Origin of the sequence: Kribbella sp. NPDC048928 (assembly GCF_043197975.1) — a bacterium.
GTDB lineage: Bacteria > Actinomycetota > Actinomycetes > Propionibacteriales > Kribbellaceae > Kribbella.
On sequence record NZ_JBICUC010000005.1, the window covers coordinates 420,797 to 435,701 of the forward strand.

The following is a 14,905-nucleotide window of genomic DNA, read 5'->3' on the forward strand; positions in this document are numbered from 1 at the left end:
TTCTCTCCTCTCACACCGGCTGCGGACGGTCGAGCAGCTTGTTGAGCCGGGCGACGAAACCGTCGAATCCGGCGCCTGGATCACCGCTGCCGAGGTACACGCTCTGCACGTTCTCGGCGAAGTAGTTCTGGAAGTCGCTGCCGGCGCCGCTGAACCACACGTCCGGGTCGTAGTTCACGTACGCCGGGATGCCCGCGTAGTTCGACTGCGGCTTGAGCGCCTGGTACTCGGCGCCCGTCGCGACCGGTTGGTACGCCGGAATGTGGCCGCCGGCCGCCCATTTCGCCGATCGCTTCAGGACCTCGGCCACCATCGTGTACACGTGCTTGCGGCGCTCCGGCGACACCTTCGACTGCCGTGGCAGCACGAATGTGTGCGAGTCCGCGTACGCGGCCTGGGTGCCGAACAGCGTCGGGATCGGCAGCGCGTCGACCGGCATCTTCGCGTCCTTCAGCACGGGCAACTCCCAGACCCCGCCGAAGAACATGCCGCTCTCGCCGTGCAGGAACTCGCTGGTCGCGGTCCCTCCGTCCCCGCTGCGGGAGGCGATCTTGTCGTTCAGCAGCGAGCGGATGAACGTCAGCGCCTTCACGGCGGCGTCCTTGTCGACCTCTGCCTTCTGACCGGGGACGAGCTTCATGTCCGCGCCGGTCTGCCGGTAGAAGGTGTAGAACAGCCGCCACATCTGGGCGCCGTCACCGAGGTAGCCGTAGGACAGGCCGTGCTTGCCGGTGGTCTGCTGCAGCTTCGTCGCGACCTCGGTGAACTCCTCGGGAGTCTTCATCGAGTGCAGCGCGTCGGTGACACCGGCCTTCTCGGCGTGATCGGTGTTGTAGTAGAGCACGAACGGGTGCGTGTCGAGCGCGATCGCGTAGAGCTTCCCGTCGTACTGGCACTTCTCCCAGACACGGGCCGGGAAGTCGCTCTCGTGGACGCCGGCCTCGGCGAGCAGGTCCAGGTCCCACGGCTCGAGCAGCCCGCCGGGCGCGTACCCGGCGATCCGGGACGCGTGCATGATCGCCACGTCCGGAGCGCGGCCGCCGGCCGAGGCCATCGCGAGCTTCGTGTAGTACGGCGCGCCCCAGGCCAGCACGGTCTGGGTCGTGTGGAAGCCCAGGTTCGCTGCGTTGACGGCGTCCACCATGCCCGCCATCACAGTCCCGTCTCCACCGGTCAGCAGGTGCCAGTAGCTCAGGTCGGTCGTCGAGCGCGACGTACCGGACGCGCACCCGGCGAGCAGTCCGCCGCCACCGGCCAGTGCGGCCATCGAGGTCACGGCCTTGAGCAGGCTGCGCCGCGAGAAATCTTCACTCATTCGGTCTCCTTCTGGGGCGGACCGAAAATTACATCGTTAGAATCGCCCACACAAGCCTCAGATGTGGGTTTTTGTGGAATCGTGCCCGTTATCGTGCGGTGCTGACACGCTCGACAACGCGGTGCGGAACGATCACCCTGCGTGCCGGCGCGGTCCGGTCCGCCATCCGGTCGGCGAGCAGATCCAGCGCTGCCCCGGCGAACACCCGGCGGTCGAAATCGACCGTGGTGAGCGGCGGGATCATGAACTGGCTCTCGCCGATGTTGTCGAACCCGGCCACCAGCGTCTGCTTCGGCACGTCGATACCGGCGCTCCACAGCGCCGACAACGCACCGGAGGCGATCGAGTCGGTGAAGCAGAAGAACGCGTCCGGCAACTCGTGGTCGGTCAGGTACTTCCCGACCACGATCGAGGCGCCCTCCGGGCTCCACCGGTCCAGACTGATCTCGAGCGCCGGATCGAACGGTACGCCGGCGTCCGCGAGCGCCTCGCGATAGCCGATCGTACGGAGTCGCGACGCCGCGCTGCCCGGGGACTCTGCGGATCCGCCGAGGACACCGGCGCCGCTGGACCCGCGCGGGACCTCCGGCGTACCGACCGTGGCGATGCGGCGGCAACCACGGCTGAGCAGATGGTTGGTCATGTCCCGCGCGGCCGCGACGTTGTCGATCGCGACCTGGCTGACGACGTCCTGGTCGACGTCACCGATCAGGACCACAGGCGGCAGCGGGCCGGCCGACATCACCGCGCTGTCGTCGAGGTTCACCGGGTTCAGGATCAGGCCGTCGACCAGGTACGCACGGGCCTTGGACAGCAGCTCGAACTCACGCTTCGGCTCGGCCGCGGTCTGCTCGATCTGCACCGCCCAGCCGCGCTCGTGGGCGAGCTCAACAACCAGGTGCACGATCTCCGCGGAGTACGGCCGGAGCAGGTCGGGCAGCGCCAGCGCGATCATCCCGGACCGGCCGTTGCGCAGGCCGCGGGCGCTCATGTTCGGCACGTAGTCGAGCTCGGCGAGCGCGCTCTCCACCCGGGCGCGGGTCTCGGGGCGTACGAACACGACGCCGTTGATCACGTTCGACACCGTCTTCGGCGACACCCCGGCGAGCTTGGCGACATCTTTGACGGTGGGACGCATGTCGCCCATTGTCACATCTGGCGCACGTTGTCACCGGTTCAGCGGGTGATCAGCGGGTGGTGAGGGCCCCACCGTTCACGTGCAGCACCTGGCCGGTGAGGTGCCGGGCCGCCGGCGACGCGAGGAAGTGGATGGTGCCGGCGATGTCGCCGACCTGCCCTTCGCGCTTGGTCAAGGTTGCCTGCAGCAACGTACTGCGGCGCTCGCCGGTCAGGCGTCCCTGGAAGAACTCGGTGTCCGCGGTGAAGCCCGGCGCGACGACGTTCGACGTGACGCCCTGCGCTCCGAGGTCGGCGGCAACCTCGGTGTTCCAGAGCGCCAGCGCTGCCTTCGAGGCGCCGTACGAACCCGCGCCGCGGACGCCCGCGATCGAGCCGAGGTGGACGACGGAGGCGGTCAGGCGGGGCGCGAGTGCCGTGGTCGTGAGCACTGCACTGATCAGGTTCGCCTCGAGGTTGGCCAGCCAGTTCGCCTTCAATTCGGCGAGCCCTCCGTCCGGCCGGCCGAAGTCGGTGTTCCCGCCGGCATTGTTGACCAGGACGTCGACCTCCGCGGGCAGCTCGCCGAGCAGTCGCTCGACCTGCGCCGGGTCGGTCGCATCGCACACCACTCCCCTGGCTCCCAGATCGGCGGCAGCCTTCTCCAGTACGTCGGCGCGCCGACCGGTGATCACCACGTCGTCCCCGTCGGCCCGGAACCGCTCCGCGGTCGCCCTCCCGATCCCGGTCGCTCCCCCGGTCACCACGATCGTTCGCATCTCGATCCTCACGTTTAGGTCTAAATGTTTAGGTCTAAACGTAGCATGGAGATCGTGACCGACAACTACCCGCTCGACGCCCCGAGTCCGTACCCAGCCTCGGAGATCGCGCACGCCTGGCAGCGGGAGCGTCCCGGGACGCCGACCGACTCGATCGAGATCGTCACTCCGCTGTGGCGGCTCGCGAAGCTGTTCGCCGACGACCGCCGCCGGGTGCTCGCAGACGCGGGCGTCGATCCGGCCACGCTCGACCTGCTCAGCGTGCTGCGGCGCGCGGGCTCGCCGTACGAGCTCAGTACGCGCGAACTGGCCCGCCGCACCCTCGTCACCGCCGGCGCCATCTCCCAGCGCGTCGCCCGCGCCGAGGACAGCGGCCTGGTCACCCGACGCCCGGCCGACGACGGGAGCCGCGCTGTGGTCGTCGCGCTCACTGAAGCCGGTCACGAGCTGATCGAGCGGACGGTCGACCAGGTACTGACGCGTGAGTCCGAACTGGTCGCATCCCTGTCCCCCGGCGGACGCACGCAACTGGCCGCCCAACTCCAGGAACTGCTCGACGAAGTCACCCGCGTAGCCCGCAAACCGTCCCCGCGCTCAGTCGCCGCCGAAGCGAGTTAGGTCTGCCAGTTCGTCGGTGAGGTCCGCGGGTTCGAACAGGTCCACCGACAGGTCCGCGTGGCGCCAGGCGCCGGTGGCCCGGCCGGCGGTGACGACGGCCGGGCTGAGCATCCCGCCGCCTCGGAAGATCGACTTGGGCAGGTCCTGGAAGCGGTTCTGATAGCCGAGCAGGTACGCGTCGAACTCGCCGAGCATGCGGACCTCCTCGCAGCCCGGCAGGTCCGCGACCGCGAACAGGTCGGTGGCCTCGACCTCGAAGGAGGCCGTGGCCACCGACGTGATCGCGCGCCGGGCAGCCGGCACCGGCAGACCCGACCAGGTGGCGAAATCGCGGGCGGTCGCCGGGCCGTACGCCGACAGGTACCGGTGCGCGAGCGCCTCCACGTCACCGTCGAGGTCAAGCGGCTTGCCTAGCCAGTCCCCTACGGCGACCCACGTCTCACCGGGCCCGTAGCAGAGGCGGCCGAGCAGACCGGCGTACCGGATCAGCGCATACACCGCCTGGCCCTTCGGCTCCGCGATCAGCCCGGCCCGTACGAGTACGTCGGCCAGCTCCGCGCGCGTTGACGGGCCGTGGGCAAGGACGTGCTCCTCGAGTACGTCGGCCGCGGCGGCCCGAGTGCGCTCCGGCAGGCCCAACTCGCCGTACCGGCGCTCACTGTCCTTGATCAGCTTCGTGCCGAGCAGGCCGAGCAGCGGGCCGGCGTCCTCGGCCGCGACGAGTTGCAGCGTGCCGCGCATGAACCAGCCGCGGACGACCGAGCGGTTGGCCACCTGGGCCTGCGTCACGTCGGCGAGCGTGGTGGCGGTGGAGCGGGCGCGGACGGCGTATGCGGCTCCTCGCCACGTCTGCGCCTGGAGTCCCCCCGTCCGGCGTACGACGTCGGCCACCCCTCCGGGGCCGGCCTCGTTCACCGGACGCGCTAGGCAATTGGCCTGCATCCTGGCCGCCAGCAGCCAGTCGATGGACCTCTGCGCCACCTCTGCATGAGACCACGAACCGGCCAGTTCCGCATCTCCAAAAGCACAACTGCCGCCCGGGACATCCGGACGGCAGCTGCGGGAGGCTTGTCAGATGGCGGGCTGGACGAGGTTCGCGAGCGCCGCCTGGCCGGTGACGTTCGGGTGGTAGGACTCGCTGATCGGGTCCGACAGGCCGTTGATCCACTCCGGGCTGCCGCAGACCGAGTGGCCGATGAACGCCGACGTCGGGTTCACGAACGCGAACCCGGCCGCGCCGGCGGAGGCCGAGATCTTGGAGTTCAGCAGGTCGGCGGTCGCGTTCAGCTTGGTCATCTCGTCCGGGCTGAAGAACGTACCGGCGTTGCAGTCGGTGCCGTTGAACAGCCGCGGGTACCCGACCACGACGACCCGCGCCGACGATGCGCGGCTCTTGATCGACGAGTACAGGCTGTTCAGCCGGCCGGGCAGCGTGTTGTTGATGATCGTCTGTGCGTTCGCGACCGCGCCGGAGCAGTCGCCGAGCCAGGACGGCTTCGCGCACTCGGTGATCACCGACGAGAAGCCGGCGTCGTTCCCGCCGACCTGTACGGACACGATGCTCGCCGAGCTGGTCACGGACGGCAGTTGGTTCGCGGTGACATCGGCGACCTTGGCGCCGGAGCACGCCACGAACGTCAGGTTCGCGCCGAGCCGGCCGGCGTCGATATACGCGTAGGCCTTGGTGGAACGCTGGCACGAACCGCTGCCGGAGATATAGGTGCGGGTCCCGACACCGGAGGCGTACGAGTCACCGAGCGCGACGTAGTTGGGAGCCGCCGCATGGGCGACTCCGGGGGTGAGCAGGGCCGCGGCTCCGAGCGCCGCGGCGGACAGCAAACTGGCGATGGACTTCATGGGCGGACCGCCTTTGTGAGCGAGGGGTGGCGACTGAAGTACTCAACGTCACCATCTCCGACTGGCGAGTAACTCACAAGGGCTTGGTAACAAATTCACCGTGGATTCGCGGTGACGGTCATCAACTAGCTGACAGTCCCGGGGCGGTCGGCAACGGATAGCAGCCGTCGACCAGCTGAACACCGCTCGGCAGCAGCCCGCTCTCCAGATAGATCGTGTTCGGCAGCGCGGCCAGTACGTGGATGTGCGCCCCGCCGCCGTGCGACGCGTACGGAACGCCGAACCCGGCCGCCATCAGCCCGATCTCCAGGCAGTCGGTCAGCCCGCCCGCCCGGCGCAGATCCGGCTGGATCACGCCAACGCCCCCGCGGGCAATCAGGTCCCGGAACGCCGCCTGCCCGTACCGGTTCTCGCCGGTCGCGATCGGGATGTCCAGCTTCTCGGCCAGCCGTACGTGCCCGTCGGTGTCGCCCGCCGGCAGCGGCTCCTCGTACCACCGGCAGTCCAGCTCCTCGTACACACGCCCGCGGCGCAGCGCCTCCGCGTACCCGAACGCCTGGTTCGCGTCGACCATCAGCGCCGCGTCCGGGCCGATGACGTTGCGGACCGCCTTGATCCGCTGCACGTCCTCGGTCAGCGGACCGCCGCCGACCTTCATCTTCACGCCGCGGAAGCCCTGCTCCATCGCCTGCGCCGAGACCCGCTCGAGGCCGGCGACGTCGAGCTCGAGCCAGCCGACCATCGCGTACGACGGGATCGCGGTCTGCTGCGCGCCGAGCAGCTTCCAGACCGGGACGCCCAGCGACTTGCCGAGCAGGTCCCACAACGCCTGGTCGATCGCCGAGATCCCGTACGACGAGAGACCCGCGGTGCCCTGGTAGTCGGTGAGGACCTGGAGCTTGCGCCGGATGCCGCGGATCACCGTCGGGTCCTCGCCGACGATCGCGGGCGCTAGTTGCTCGCTGACGATCTTCGCCAGCACGGCCGGCGAGGCCTCGACGCGACCGAAGTACGTCGTGCTCTCGCCGCTGATGCCCTCGTCGGTGTCGATCCGCACCCGGGTCACCCCGTTGCGGTCGAGCAACTGGATCGCGTCCCGGACCGGATGCGCCTTGGCCTCCGAGGTGACGTCGACGGTGACAGCGGTGATCTTCATGAACGCTCCGGGCCTGGGACGGACAGCGGGTCGAACCCGTACGGCAACTCGAGCCGGTGCGCGGTCATCAGGTCGGCGTCGCCGAGCAGGTCGCGGGTCTTGCCGTCCGCGACGATCCGGCCGCCGTCCATCAGCAGGCTGCGCTCGCAGAGCTGGAGCGCGTACGGGAGGTCGTGCGTGATCATCAGCAAGGTGACGTCCAGCTCCTCGAGGATGTCCGCGAGCTCGCGCCGCGCGGCCGGATCGAGGTTGCTGGACGGCTCGTCGAGGACCAGGACTTCGGGGCGCATCGCGAGCACCGTGGCGACTGCCACCCGGCGGCGCTGGCCGAACGAGAGGTGGTGCGGTGCCAGGTCCGCGTGATCCTGCATCCCGACCTGGACGAGCGCCTCGTGCACGCGTTCGTCCAGCTCGGCGCCGCGCAGCCCGAGGTTCGCCGGGCCGAAAGCGACGTCGTCGCGGACCGTCGGCATGAACAGCTGGTCGTCCGGATCCTGGAAGACCAGCCCGACCTTGCGCCGGATCGCGGTCAGGTGCTCTCGATGGACACCGGTGCCGCCGATCTGGATCCGGCCGCTGCCGGTCCCGCCGGCAACCGAGCCGAGGATGCCGTTGAGATGCAGGACGAGAGTGGTCTTGCCGGCACCGTTCGGGCCGAGGAGTGCGACCCGTTCGCCGTGCTCGACGGTAAAGTCGACGCCGTACAGCGCCTGACGCCCATCGGGGTACGCGAACACCAGCCGCTCGACCTGAATCGCTGGACCGCTCACAAGGCCACCACCCTAGCCGCGACCGCGATCGCCACGGCGAGCAGGGAGATCGCCAGGCCCTCGGTCCACTGCGCGCCCGAGGCGCCCTGCACGCTGAGCAGTGGCATCCGGCCCGTGTACCCGCGCGACCGCATCGCGAGATGCACGCGCTCCCCGCGCTCGAAGCTGCGGACGAACAGCGCACCCACTCCCCCGGCGACCGCCTTCAGATGACCGACCCGGCCACCGGTGTAGCCACGCGACTCGCGCGCGACCCGCATCCGGTGCAGATCGTCGGAGACCACGCTCAGGTACCGAACCATGAACGAGAGGATCGCGACCAGCGTCGCCGGCAGCCGCAGCCGCTCGAGCCCGGCGAGCAGGTCGCGGGGCGAGGTGGTCGCCGAGAGCAGGATCGCGGCGACCACACCGAGGGTGCCCTTCGCGAGCACGTTCCACGCTCCGAGGACGCCGGACTCGGACAGCTGCAGCCCGAGTACGTCGACCTTCGACCCGGTGGCGACGAACGGGAGCAGCAACGCGAACACGATGAACGGCGTCTCCACCGCGAGCCGCCGCGACACCACCGTGGCCGGCAACCTCGCGGCCGCTACAGCACTGATCAGCATCACGGCGTACACACCGAAGGCCCAGAAGACCGCGGCCGGTGTCGAGACGACCGCGAGCACGAAGACGAACAGTGCGACCAGCTTCACCTGCGCGGGGATCCGGTGGACCGGACTGTCCACCGCGACGAGCAGGCCGTCGCCACTCATGACGCCTTGTTCGCCCGGAGGGACGCGAGCTTCGCGATCGCGAGGCCGAGCACGATCGTCGCCAGGACGCCGATGATGCCGGCGAGGGCACCGGAGACCTGCGCGTTGCCGATCCCGTGGACGCCGTAGTCGGCCAGCGGGCTGCTCGCGGTCGGCGAGCTCTTCGCCGCGCCCTCGAAGCCGAGCTTCGCGCCGACGAACTCCAGCCCGTCCGGGTGAGCGCTCGCGAACAAGCTGACGCCGCCCGCGACCACCAGGGTCACGGCGACGCCGACGCCCAGCGACCGGCCGGCGGGCTTCGCGGCGATCGGCTTGTCCGGCGAGACCGTCGAGGTGTTGCCGTCGGCATCGACGAGAACGAGATCCTGCTGCAGGTGCCGGGCCGCGTACACGAGGTCCGGCCGGGTCGCGACCACCGCGCTCAGTACGGCAGCGGTGATCACCGCCTCGCCGATACCGACCAGGATGTGCCAGCCGACCATGGCGGTCGCCAGCTTGCCGAGCGGGATGTCGACGGCGCCGCCGATCGCGTAGAGCCCGGTGAACGCCAGCGCCGCCACCGGGACCGACACCAGCGCGCCGACGGTCGTCGCCGGTACGACACTGCTCACCTTGCGTGGCAGCACCTTCAGCAGCGTACGGGTCAGGAAGTACCCGACGAGGACCGTGATCAGGCCCATCAACGTGATGTTCGTGCCGAGCGCGGTGAGACCGCCGTCCGCGAACAGCAGCCCTTGCACCAGCAGGACCGTGGCCATCACCAGTACGGCGGTCCACGGCCCGACCAGTGCGGCCGCGAGCGCGCCTCCGAGCAGGTGGCCGCTGGTGCCGGCGCCGACCGGGAAGTTCACCATCTGCACCGCGAAGACGAAAGCCGCGGTCAGCCCGGCGAGTGCCGGACCGGTCTCGCGGAGCTCGCGGTTCGCCCGCTGCAGACTGAAGCCGACCGCCCCGGCCGCGATCAGGCCGGTGGCGACAGAGGTGGGCGCGTTGAAGAAGCCGTCAGGAACATGCACGTCGACATTCTTGATCTAGTTGCGACCGATTCGCAACAAGGGATCTCACAACTCGTTCAGTGCCGCACCGATCGCCCGGTGGAACGTCGGGTACGCGAAGATCATCTGCCGCAGCGTTTTCACCGGTACGGCGGCGTGCACCGCGACCGCCAGCGCGCTCAGCACCTCGCCACCCGTCGGACCCGCGCTCGTCGCGCCGACCAGTACGCCGCGGTCCGAGTCCAGTACGACCTTGATGAAGCCCTCATTGCCGGCCTTGTGGATCCAGCCGCGCGTCGACGCCGGGATCTGGGTCGACGCGGTACGTACGTTCAGGCCCGCGTCCCGGGCCTGCCGCTCGGTCAGCCCGACCGCGCCGATCTCCGGGTCGGTGAACGTCACCCGCGGCATCGCGTGGTAGCTCGCCGTCGGTGCGTCCGGCTCCTGCAGGATGTCGCGGACCGCGATGTCGGCCTGGTACATGGCGTTGTGGGTGAATACGCCGACCCCGGTGACGTCGCCGATCGCCCAGACCTTGTCGCCGGCCCGGACGTGCTCGTCGACCTCGATCCGGCGCGCGGACGGGTCCAGACCGAGCTTCTCGAGCCCGAGGTCCGCGGTGGCCACCCGCCGGCCCGTTGCCACCAGCAACTTCTCGGCGCGGGCCGTGGTGCCGTCCGCGAGCGTCACGGTGAAGGTGTCACCGGCATACTCGACCTGCTTGGCATGGGCACCGAGGCGGAAGGTGACGCCGTCGCGCTCCAGCGCTTCGCGCGCCAGTACGCCCGACTCAGGCTCCTCCATCGCCAGCACCTCCGGGGCGCCCTCGACGACGGTGACCTGGACGCCGAAGCGCGCGAACACCTGCGCCAGTTCCATACCGATCGCGCCGCCGCCGAGGACCACCAGCGAGGCCGGCAGCGTCTCGACCTCGATCGCCTCACGATTCGTCCAGTACGGCGTACCGTCCAGGCCGTCGACCGGCGGGACGGACGGGATCGTCCCGGTCGCGATCACGATGCCGCGGGCCGCCTCGAACTCGCGGTCGCCGGCGCGCACCGTGTTCGGTCCGGTGATCGTCGCGGTGTCCTTGACGATGGTCGCGCCCTTGTTCACCAGGCGGTCGACCGCGACCTGGTCGTTCCAGGTGTCGGTGGCCTCCTCGCGGATCCGCTTCGCCACCGGCGCCCAGTCCGGCTGCACGGTCGCCGTACCGGCAAGGCCGTCGACACGTCGGGTCTCGGCGATCAGGTTCGCGGCGCGGATCATCATCTTGCTCGGGATGCAGCCGTAGTACGGGCACTCGCCGCCGACCAGCCGGGACTCGATGCCGACCACCCGGAGCCCGGCCTGCGCCAGCCGCCCGGCCGTCTCCTCCCCGCCCACACCGACTCCGACGACGACCACGTCAACCTGTTCAGCCATGGCGCCAATCTGTCAGACCGGCCCGGACCGGCCAAGTCGCCACCCGGCGCGTCATCGCGTCGTAAGCGGGCGTTCACCACCGGCTCCTAGCGTTCTGTTCTCGGAGAAGTGGGGACAGAGTTGTTCGATTTCGGCAACATCGACCTGGGCACCGTCATCGCCCTCGTCTCGCTGGTCGGCACGTCGATCGTGTGGCTGCTCGACCGGTACGTCTGGCGGCGCAAACGGCTGGTGTACCGCGTCCAGGTGGATGCGCAGATCGGTGTCCATCCGCACCAGGGTCAGGCCCACGAGCTGGTCGACGTCGAGGTCCGGCACCAGAACGAGGTGGTCCCGGACCCGAGCATCGTGCTGCTCCGGGTGGACAACACCGGCACCGACATCGACGCCACGGACATGAAGAAGGAGCTGGGATTCGGGTTCCCGGGTCGCCGGATCGTCCGGATGAAGGTGGTCGAGGCGCACACGGACTCGGGCACGCTGATCGAGGAGAGTCTCGATCCGCTGACGTACGTCGACGAGGACCACCTGGTCGTACCCAAGTTCTCCATCAACCACGGCGACCACTTCAAGTTCCTGCTCGTGCTGTCCGGGCGGGGCAAGGGCATCACACACTCCGGGTACCTGACCGGCGGCGGGTCCAACGGTGGTGTCCACCACGAGCCGCGGCCGCGCGGGCCGGGGCGCCGCACCCTCATCTTCGGCGCGACCACGCTGGTGCTCGTCGGCGCGCTGGTCGCGTTCTTCCTGGTCGACGTACTGCGGCCGCCAGACAACTGTGCGGCCGGGCAGGTGCGGGTGACCGGATCCACGGCGGTCGAGCCGACGATGACCGAACTGCGGAGCGCGTACGCGAGCGAGTGTTCGCGCGCCGAGATCATGATCGCCTCCAACGGCAGCCTGCGCGGTGTGCAGGACCTCAGCGACCTCGGCAAGAAGGACGCCACCGCGGCGGGCAAGGTGATCGCGATGTCCGACGGTCCGGCGCAGGACGTTCCGAGCCTGAGTGGCGAGGCCGTCGCGGTCGTCATGTTCGCAGTCACGGTGAACCGGTCCGCCGGCGTGACAGGGCTGACCACGGACCAGCTGCGCGACATCTACATCGGCAAGACCACCAACTGGAACCAGCTCGGCGGCAAGAACCTCCCGATCCGGATGGTCAGCCGGGTCGGGCCGGACTCCGGATCGCGGCGGGTGTTCCGGCAGAAGGTGCTGGGCGGCGCGCAGGAGCTGGGTATCACCTCCGACGACTGCCGTCGCGACGACGACGCCGCTGCGGCGAAGTACCACCGCTGCGAGGTCGGTACGACGGAGGAGCTCCTGACCCGGGTGAACGAGATCGACGGCGCGATCGGCTACGCCGAGCTGGGCGGGGCCCGGAAGTTCCCGGACCTGGTCGCGGTCACGATCGACGGCGTCGTACCGGACACCTCGAAGGTGGCGGACGACTCGTACAGGTTCTGGGAGGTCGAGCACGCCTACACCTACAAAGCGCCCGACTCGAAGTCCCTTACCGGCGCCTTCCTGGACTACGTCCGCTCAACCCAAGCCCGCCCAGTACTCGAACGAGGCGGCCTCGTCCCCTGCAGCGACCTCCCGGCGGGCTTCTGCGGCTAATCTGCAGGGCATGTATGTGATCGCGCACCTCAGTGACCCGCATCTCGACGGTGGCGAGGAGGCGCGGGCGCGGTTGCGGACGATCACGGCGTACGTGCGGTCGTCGGCGGTCGATGTTGTGTTGGTCAGTGGCGATCTTGCTGATCACGGGCTGCCGGAGGAGTACGCGGAGATCGCGCGGGAGTTGGCGTTCGACGTACCCGTACTGGTGTTACCCGGCAACCACGACGTGAGTGCGCCGCTCCGGGCCGGCCTGTCCGCGTTCGTCGACTCCCCCGGCGTCAACCATCCTGTCCATCAGGTCCGGCACGTCGGTGCGGCCCGCTTCGTACTGGTCGACTCGACAGTCCCTGGTGAGGACCACGGCCTGCTCTCCGACGAGTCGCTCGCCTGGCTCGACCGTACTCTCAGCGGACCGGCCGACGGCCCGCTCTTCGTCGCGATGCATCACCCGCCGTTCGAGCTGCACCACCCGGTCATGGACCAGTGGAAGCTTCAGAACCCCGAGGCCCTGGCCGAGGTCCTGACCGGCAAACCCATCACCGCCCTGCTGACCGGCCACGTCCACAACGCCATCGTCAGCACCTTCGCCGGCCACCCCGTCGTCGGCGCCCCCGGCATCCGCTCCACCGTCCCCCTCCCCTTCGAACCCACCATCGACTCGGTAGTAGACCCCCAGGCCCACCCCGGCCTCGCCTTCCACGCCTACACCGCCGACGAACCCCTCCAAACGATCTACAGATACCCCCGCTGATCGTTGAGACGCTCCACAAAGGCACCCTTACCCCGCCATGTAGGCCTAGCGGTCCGTCCGGGAACCTCCGCGCCAGGTCAACCCACCGCCGCGGCGCGTACCGTCTGGTGGGTGGATGAGCTTGTGGTGCGGGTGGTTGGGTGGGTGGAGTCGGAGTTGCGGGAGCGGGCGGATGCGCCTCGGCAGGGGGATGAAGGGGCGCCGGATGCTTGGGTGGTGTTTGACGGGTCGGTGCGGGATGCGCTTGCTGATCTTGCGGCCGGTGATGAGGTGATTCTGGTCAGCTGGTTCGATCGGGCGGACCGGAGCGTGCAGAAGGTGCATCCGCGCGGCGACGCGTCGCGCCCGCCGACCGGCGTGTTCAGCACGCGGTCGCCCGACCGGCCCAATCCGCTCGGTCTGCATCGGGTGACGGTGCTCGCGGTGGAAGGTCTGCGGGTGCGGGTCAACAATCTGGAAGCCCTGGACGGCACCCCAATCGTCGACGTCAAACCGGTGCTAGGCGACGTCACCGACCGCTGACTCGTAGCGGGTGGCCTTCGCTGTCGCGCGTCTGTGGAGGGCGGTCTGTAGAGGCTGGGAGGTCGAGGGCTTCGGCGTAGGGGTCAAGTTGCCAGAGGACCCATTCGGCGTGCCAGGGATCTTGGAAGGTGGGTCGAGTCGCGTACCAGGCGGACCGTTGTCAGGCGTTGGTTGGGGTCACGGGTCTGCCGGTGGCGGTTTCCACGATGTGTGCGAGGAAGTCTCGGACGTCGGCGAGTAGATCGGCCTGGTCGATGTAGCCGGACGTGCCGGTGGCGTCGCTGCCGTCGCGTAGGTGTAGGCCTTCGGTCAGTACCCGGTGCCAGCGCTCGTCGTAGTGGGTCAGTGCCCAGCGGCCGACACGGGACTTCGAGGTCATCTCGCCGGTGACCAGGAGGTGGTCGAGTCGCGCTGAGGCGAGGATGCAGTGCGTGAGGAGATAGTCGCGTTCGCGCTGATCGGTTGGAAGGTCGGCGGGGGTCGAGTTGGCCAGGCCCTCGGCGTTGTGGCGCCAGTAGTTGTCGAGATTGGCGACCGTGTACTCCCGCAGCGCCTGCTTGTCGGTCCAGATCTGAAGAGTGGACAGCTCTGGGCCGGTGATCGTGATCCCCGCCTGGGCCAGTTCGTGCCAGGTGATCATCCGCGAGGGCGAGACGAGAATCTCGAGTTTCCTGGTGGGGATCATCTCCGGCAGCGGCGGCAGGGTGCGCGGGTCGGACGCCAGGTCGGTGGCGAGCAGGTGCGGGCCGTCGAAGCGGATCTTGGAGTACGCCACCATCTGTTGGTGGACGGCCCGCAGCGCTTCCACCTCGGCTGGGTCTGGCCGGTGGGTGAGCGTGGCGACGAAGTCGACGTCGGACTCGCGTGGTGCCCACTCGCCGAAGACCACCCCGCCGTGGAGATAGAGCCCGGTCAGCATTCCCGACGGCAGCTCCCGCTCGGCCAGCAGCAGGAAGCGGTCACACAGATCCTGGACAGGTGCTGGAAGGGCCACGAGTTTCTCCTCTGCAGGATGGACCAGGCATGAATGAACTCGGCACGGATGCACTGGGCACCGAATGGACGGAAGACAGTCAACCGCAGGTGGGCTGCGCATGGTGGAGCGGGCACAGATAGGTCGGGCGCGCACAGAGCGGCCACAGGTCGAGCCGCATGAGTAGGTCCGGCATGAGCAGGTCTGGCATGAGCAGGTCAGGCACGAGTCGGGTGGGCACGAGTTGGGGTGG

General features: G+C 69.1%; 15 protein-coding genes. 4 read left to right on the forward strand and 11 right to left on the reverse strand.

Annotated elements, in window-relative coordinates:
• Window positions 1–10: 10 nt before the first annotated feature.
• The 3 genes from ACGFI6_RS24150 to ACGFI6_RS24160 all read right to left on the reverse strand — a co-directional run bounded on the left by ACGFI6_RS24150 (window position 11) and on the right by ACGFI6_RS24160 (window position 3,210).
• Window positions 11–1,315 (reverse strand): extracellular solute-binding protein, encoded by a 1,305-nt coding sequence (locus ACGFI6_RS24150; protein ID WP_393122109.1) that lies wholly within the window; start codon window positions 1,313–1,315, stop codon window positions 11–13.
• An 88-nt stretch (window positions 1,316–1,403) separates the two neighbouring features.
• Window positions 1,404–2,453 carry a LacI family DNA-binding transcriptional regulator gene (locus ACGFI6_RS24155; protein ID WP_393122111.1) on the reverse strand — a complete coding sequence of 350 codons (1,050 nt, stop codon included), beginning with the start codon at window positions 2,451–2,453 and terminating at the stop codon, window positions 1,404–1,406.
• A gap of 49 nt (window positions 2,454–2,502) precedes the next feature.
• The gene (locus tag ACGFI6_RS24160; RefSeq protein WP_393122113.1) at window positions 2,503–3,210 is read right to left on the reverse strand and encodes an SDR family NAD(P)-dependent oxidoreductase; all 708 of its coding nucleotides are present in this window, start codon (window positions 3,208–3,210) and stop codon (window positions 2,503–2,505) included.
• 54 nt (window positions 3,211–3,264) lie between these two features.
• Here ACGFI6_RS24160 and ACGFI6_RS24165 point away from each other — a divergent pair, with 54 nt between their 5' ends.
• A complete protein-coding gene (locus ACGFI6_RS24165) occupies window positions 3,265–3,828 on the forward strand; it encodes a MarR family winged helix-turn-helix transcriptional regulator (protein WP_393122115.1) in 564 nt (187 codons plus the stop codon).
• On the opposite strand, the gene ACGFI6_RS24170 is transcribed toward ACGFI6_RS24165, so the two are convergent.
• The 7 genes from ACGFI6_RS24170 to ACGFI6_RS24200 form a co-directional block, all read right to left on the reverse strand.
• Entirely contained in the window at window positions 3,805–4,809 is a 1,005-nt protein-coding gene (locus tag ACGFI6_RS24170; protein WP_393122117.1) for a winged helix DNA-binding domain-containing protein, read from the reverse strand. The genes ACGFI6_RS24165 and ACGFI6_RS24170 overlap by 24 nt on opposite strands.
• A gap of 90 nt (window positions 4,810–4,899) precedes the next feature.
• Window positions 4,900–5,685 carry an SGNH/GDSL hydrolase family protein gene (locus tag ACGFI6_RS24175; protein ID WP_393122119.1) on the reverse strand — a complete coding sequence of 262 codons (786 nt, stop codon included), beginning with the start codon at window positions 5,683–5,685 and terminating at the stop codon, window positions 4,900–4,902.
• Between the two features lie 121 nt (window positions 5,686–5,806).
• Window positions 5,807–6,841, reverse strand: a complete 1,035-nt coding sequence (locus ACGFI6_RS24180; RefSeq protein WP_393122121.1) for a mandelate racemase/muconate lactonizing enzyme family protein — start codon at window positions 6,839–6,841, stop codon at window positions 5,807–5,809.
• Complete coding sequence (locus ACGFI6_RS24185) at window positions 6,838–7,611, reverse strand: energy-coupling factor ABC transporter ATP-binding protein (protein WP_393122123.1); 774 nt, start codon at window positions 7,609–7,611, stop codon at window positions 6,838–6,840. Before ACGFI6_RS24185 ends, ACGFI6_RS24180 begins: the two co-directional genes overlap by 4 nt.
• Window positions 7,608–8,366, reverse strand: coding sequence for a cobalt ECF transporter T component CbiQ (cbiQ, locus tag ACGFI6_RS24190; RefSeq protein WP_393122125.1), 759 nt, complete (start codon window positions 8,364–8,366; stop codon window positions 7,608–7,610). Before cbiQ ends, ACGFI6_RS24185 begins: the two co-directional genes overlap by 4 nt.
• Window positions 8,363–9,382: an energy-coupling factor ABC transporter permease gene (locus ACGFI6_RS24195; protein WP_393122127.1), complete on the reverse strand. Its 1,020-nt coding sequence runs from the start codon at window positions 9,380–9,382 to the stop codon at window positions 8,363–8,365. Before ACGFI6_RS24195 ends, cbiQ begins: the two co-directional genes overlap by 4 nt.
• A gap of 45 nt (window positions 9,383–9,427) precedes the next feature.
• The gene (locus ACGFI6_RS24200; protein WP_393122129.1) at window positions 9,428–10,786 is read right to left on the reverse strand and encodes a dihydrolipoyl dehydrogenase family protein; all 1,359 of its coding nucleotides are present in this window, start codon (window positions 10,784–10,786) and stop codon (window positions 9,428–9,430) included.
• 108 nt (window positions 10,787–10,894) lie between these two features.
• On the opposite strand from ACGFI6_RS24200, the gene ACGFI6_RS24205 reads away from it, so the two are divergent.
• The 3 genes from ACGFI6_RS24205 to tsaA all read left to right on the forward strand — a co-directional run bounded on the left by ACGFI6_RS24205 (window position 10,895) and on the right by tsaA (window position 13,679).
• A complete protein-coding gene (locus ACGFI6_RS24205) occupies window positions 10,895–12,403 on the forward strand; it encodes a PstS family phosphate ABC transporter substrate-binding protein (RefSeq protein WP_393122131.1) in 1,509 nt (502 codons plus the stop codon).
• Window positions 12,404–12,413: 10 nt separating this feature from the next.
• A complete protein-coding gene (locus ACGFI6_RS24210) occupies window positions 12,414–13,157 on the forward strand; it encodes a metallophosphoesterase (RefSeq protein ID WP_393122133.1) in 744 nt (247 codons plus the stop codon).
• Window positions 13,158–13,268: 111 nt separating this feature from the next.
• The gene (gene tsaA / locus ACGFI6_RS24215; RefSeq protein WP_393122135.1) at window positions 13,269–13,679 is read left to right on the forward strand and encodes a tRNA (N6-threonylcarbamoyladenosine(37)-N6)-methyltransferase TrmO; all 411 of its coding nucleotides are present in this window, start codon (window positions 13,269–13,271) and stop codon (window positions 13,677–13,679) included.
• 160 nt (window positions 13,680–13,839) lie between these two features.
• Here the strand turns inward: tsaA and ACGFI6_RS24220 are convergent, their stop codons facing one another.
• Window positions 13,840–14,673 (reverse strand): hypothetical protein, encoded by an 834-nt coding sequence (locus ACGFI6_RS24220; protein WP_393122136.1) that lies wholly within the window; start codon window positions 14,671–14,673, stop codon window positions 13,840–13,842.
• Between the last annotated feature and the right edge of the window lie 232 nt (window positions 14,674–14,905).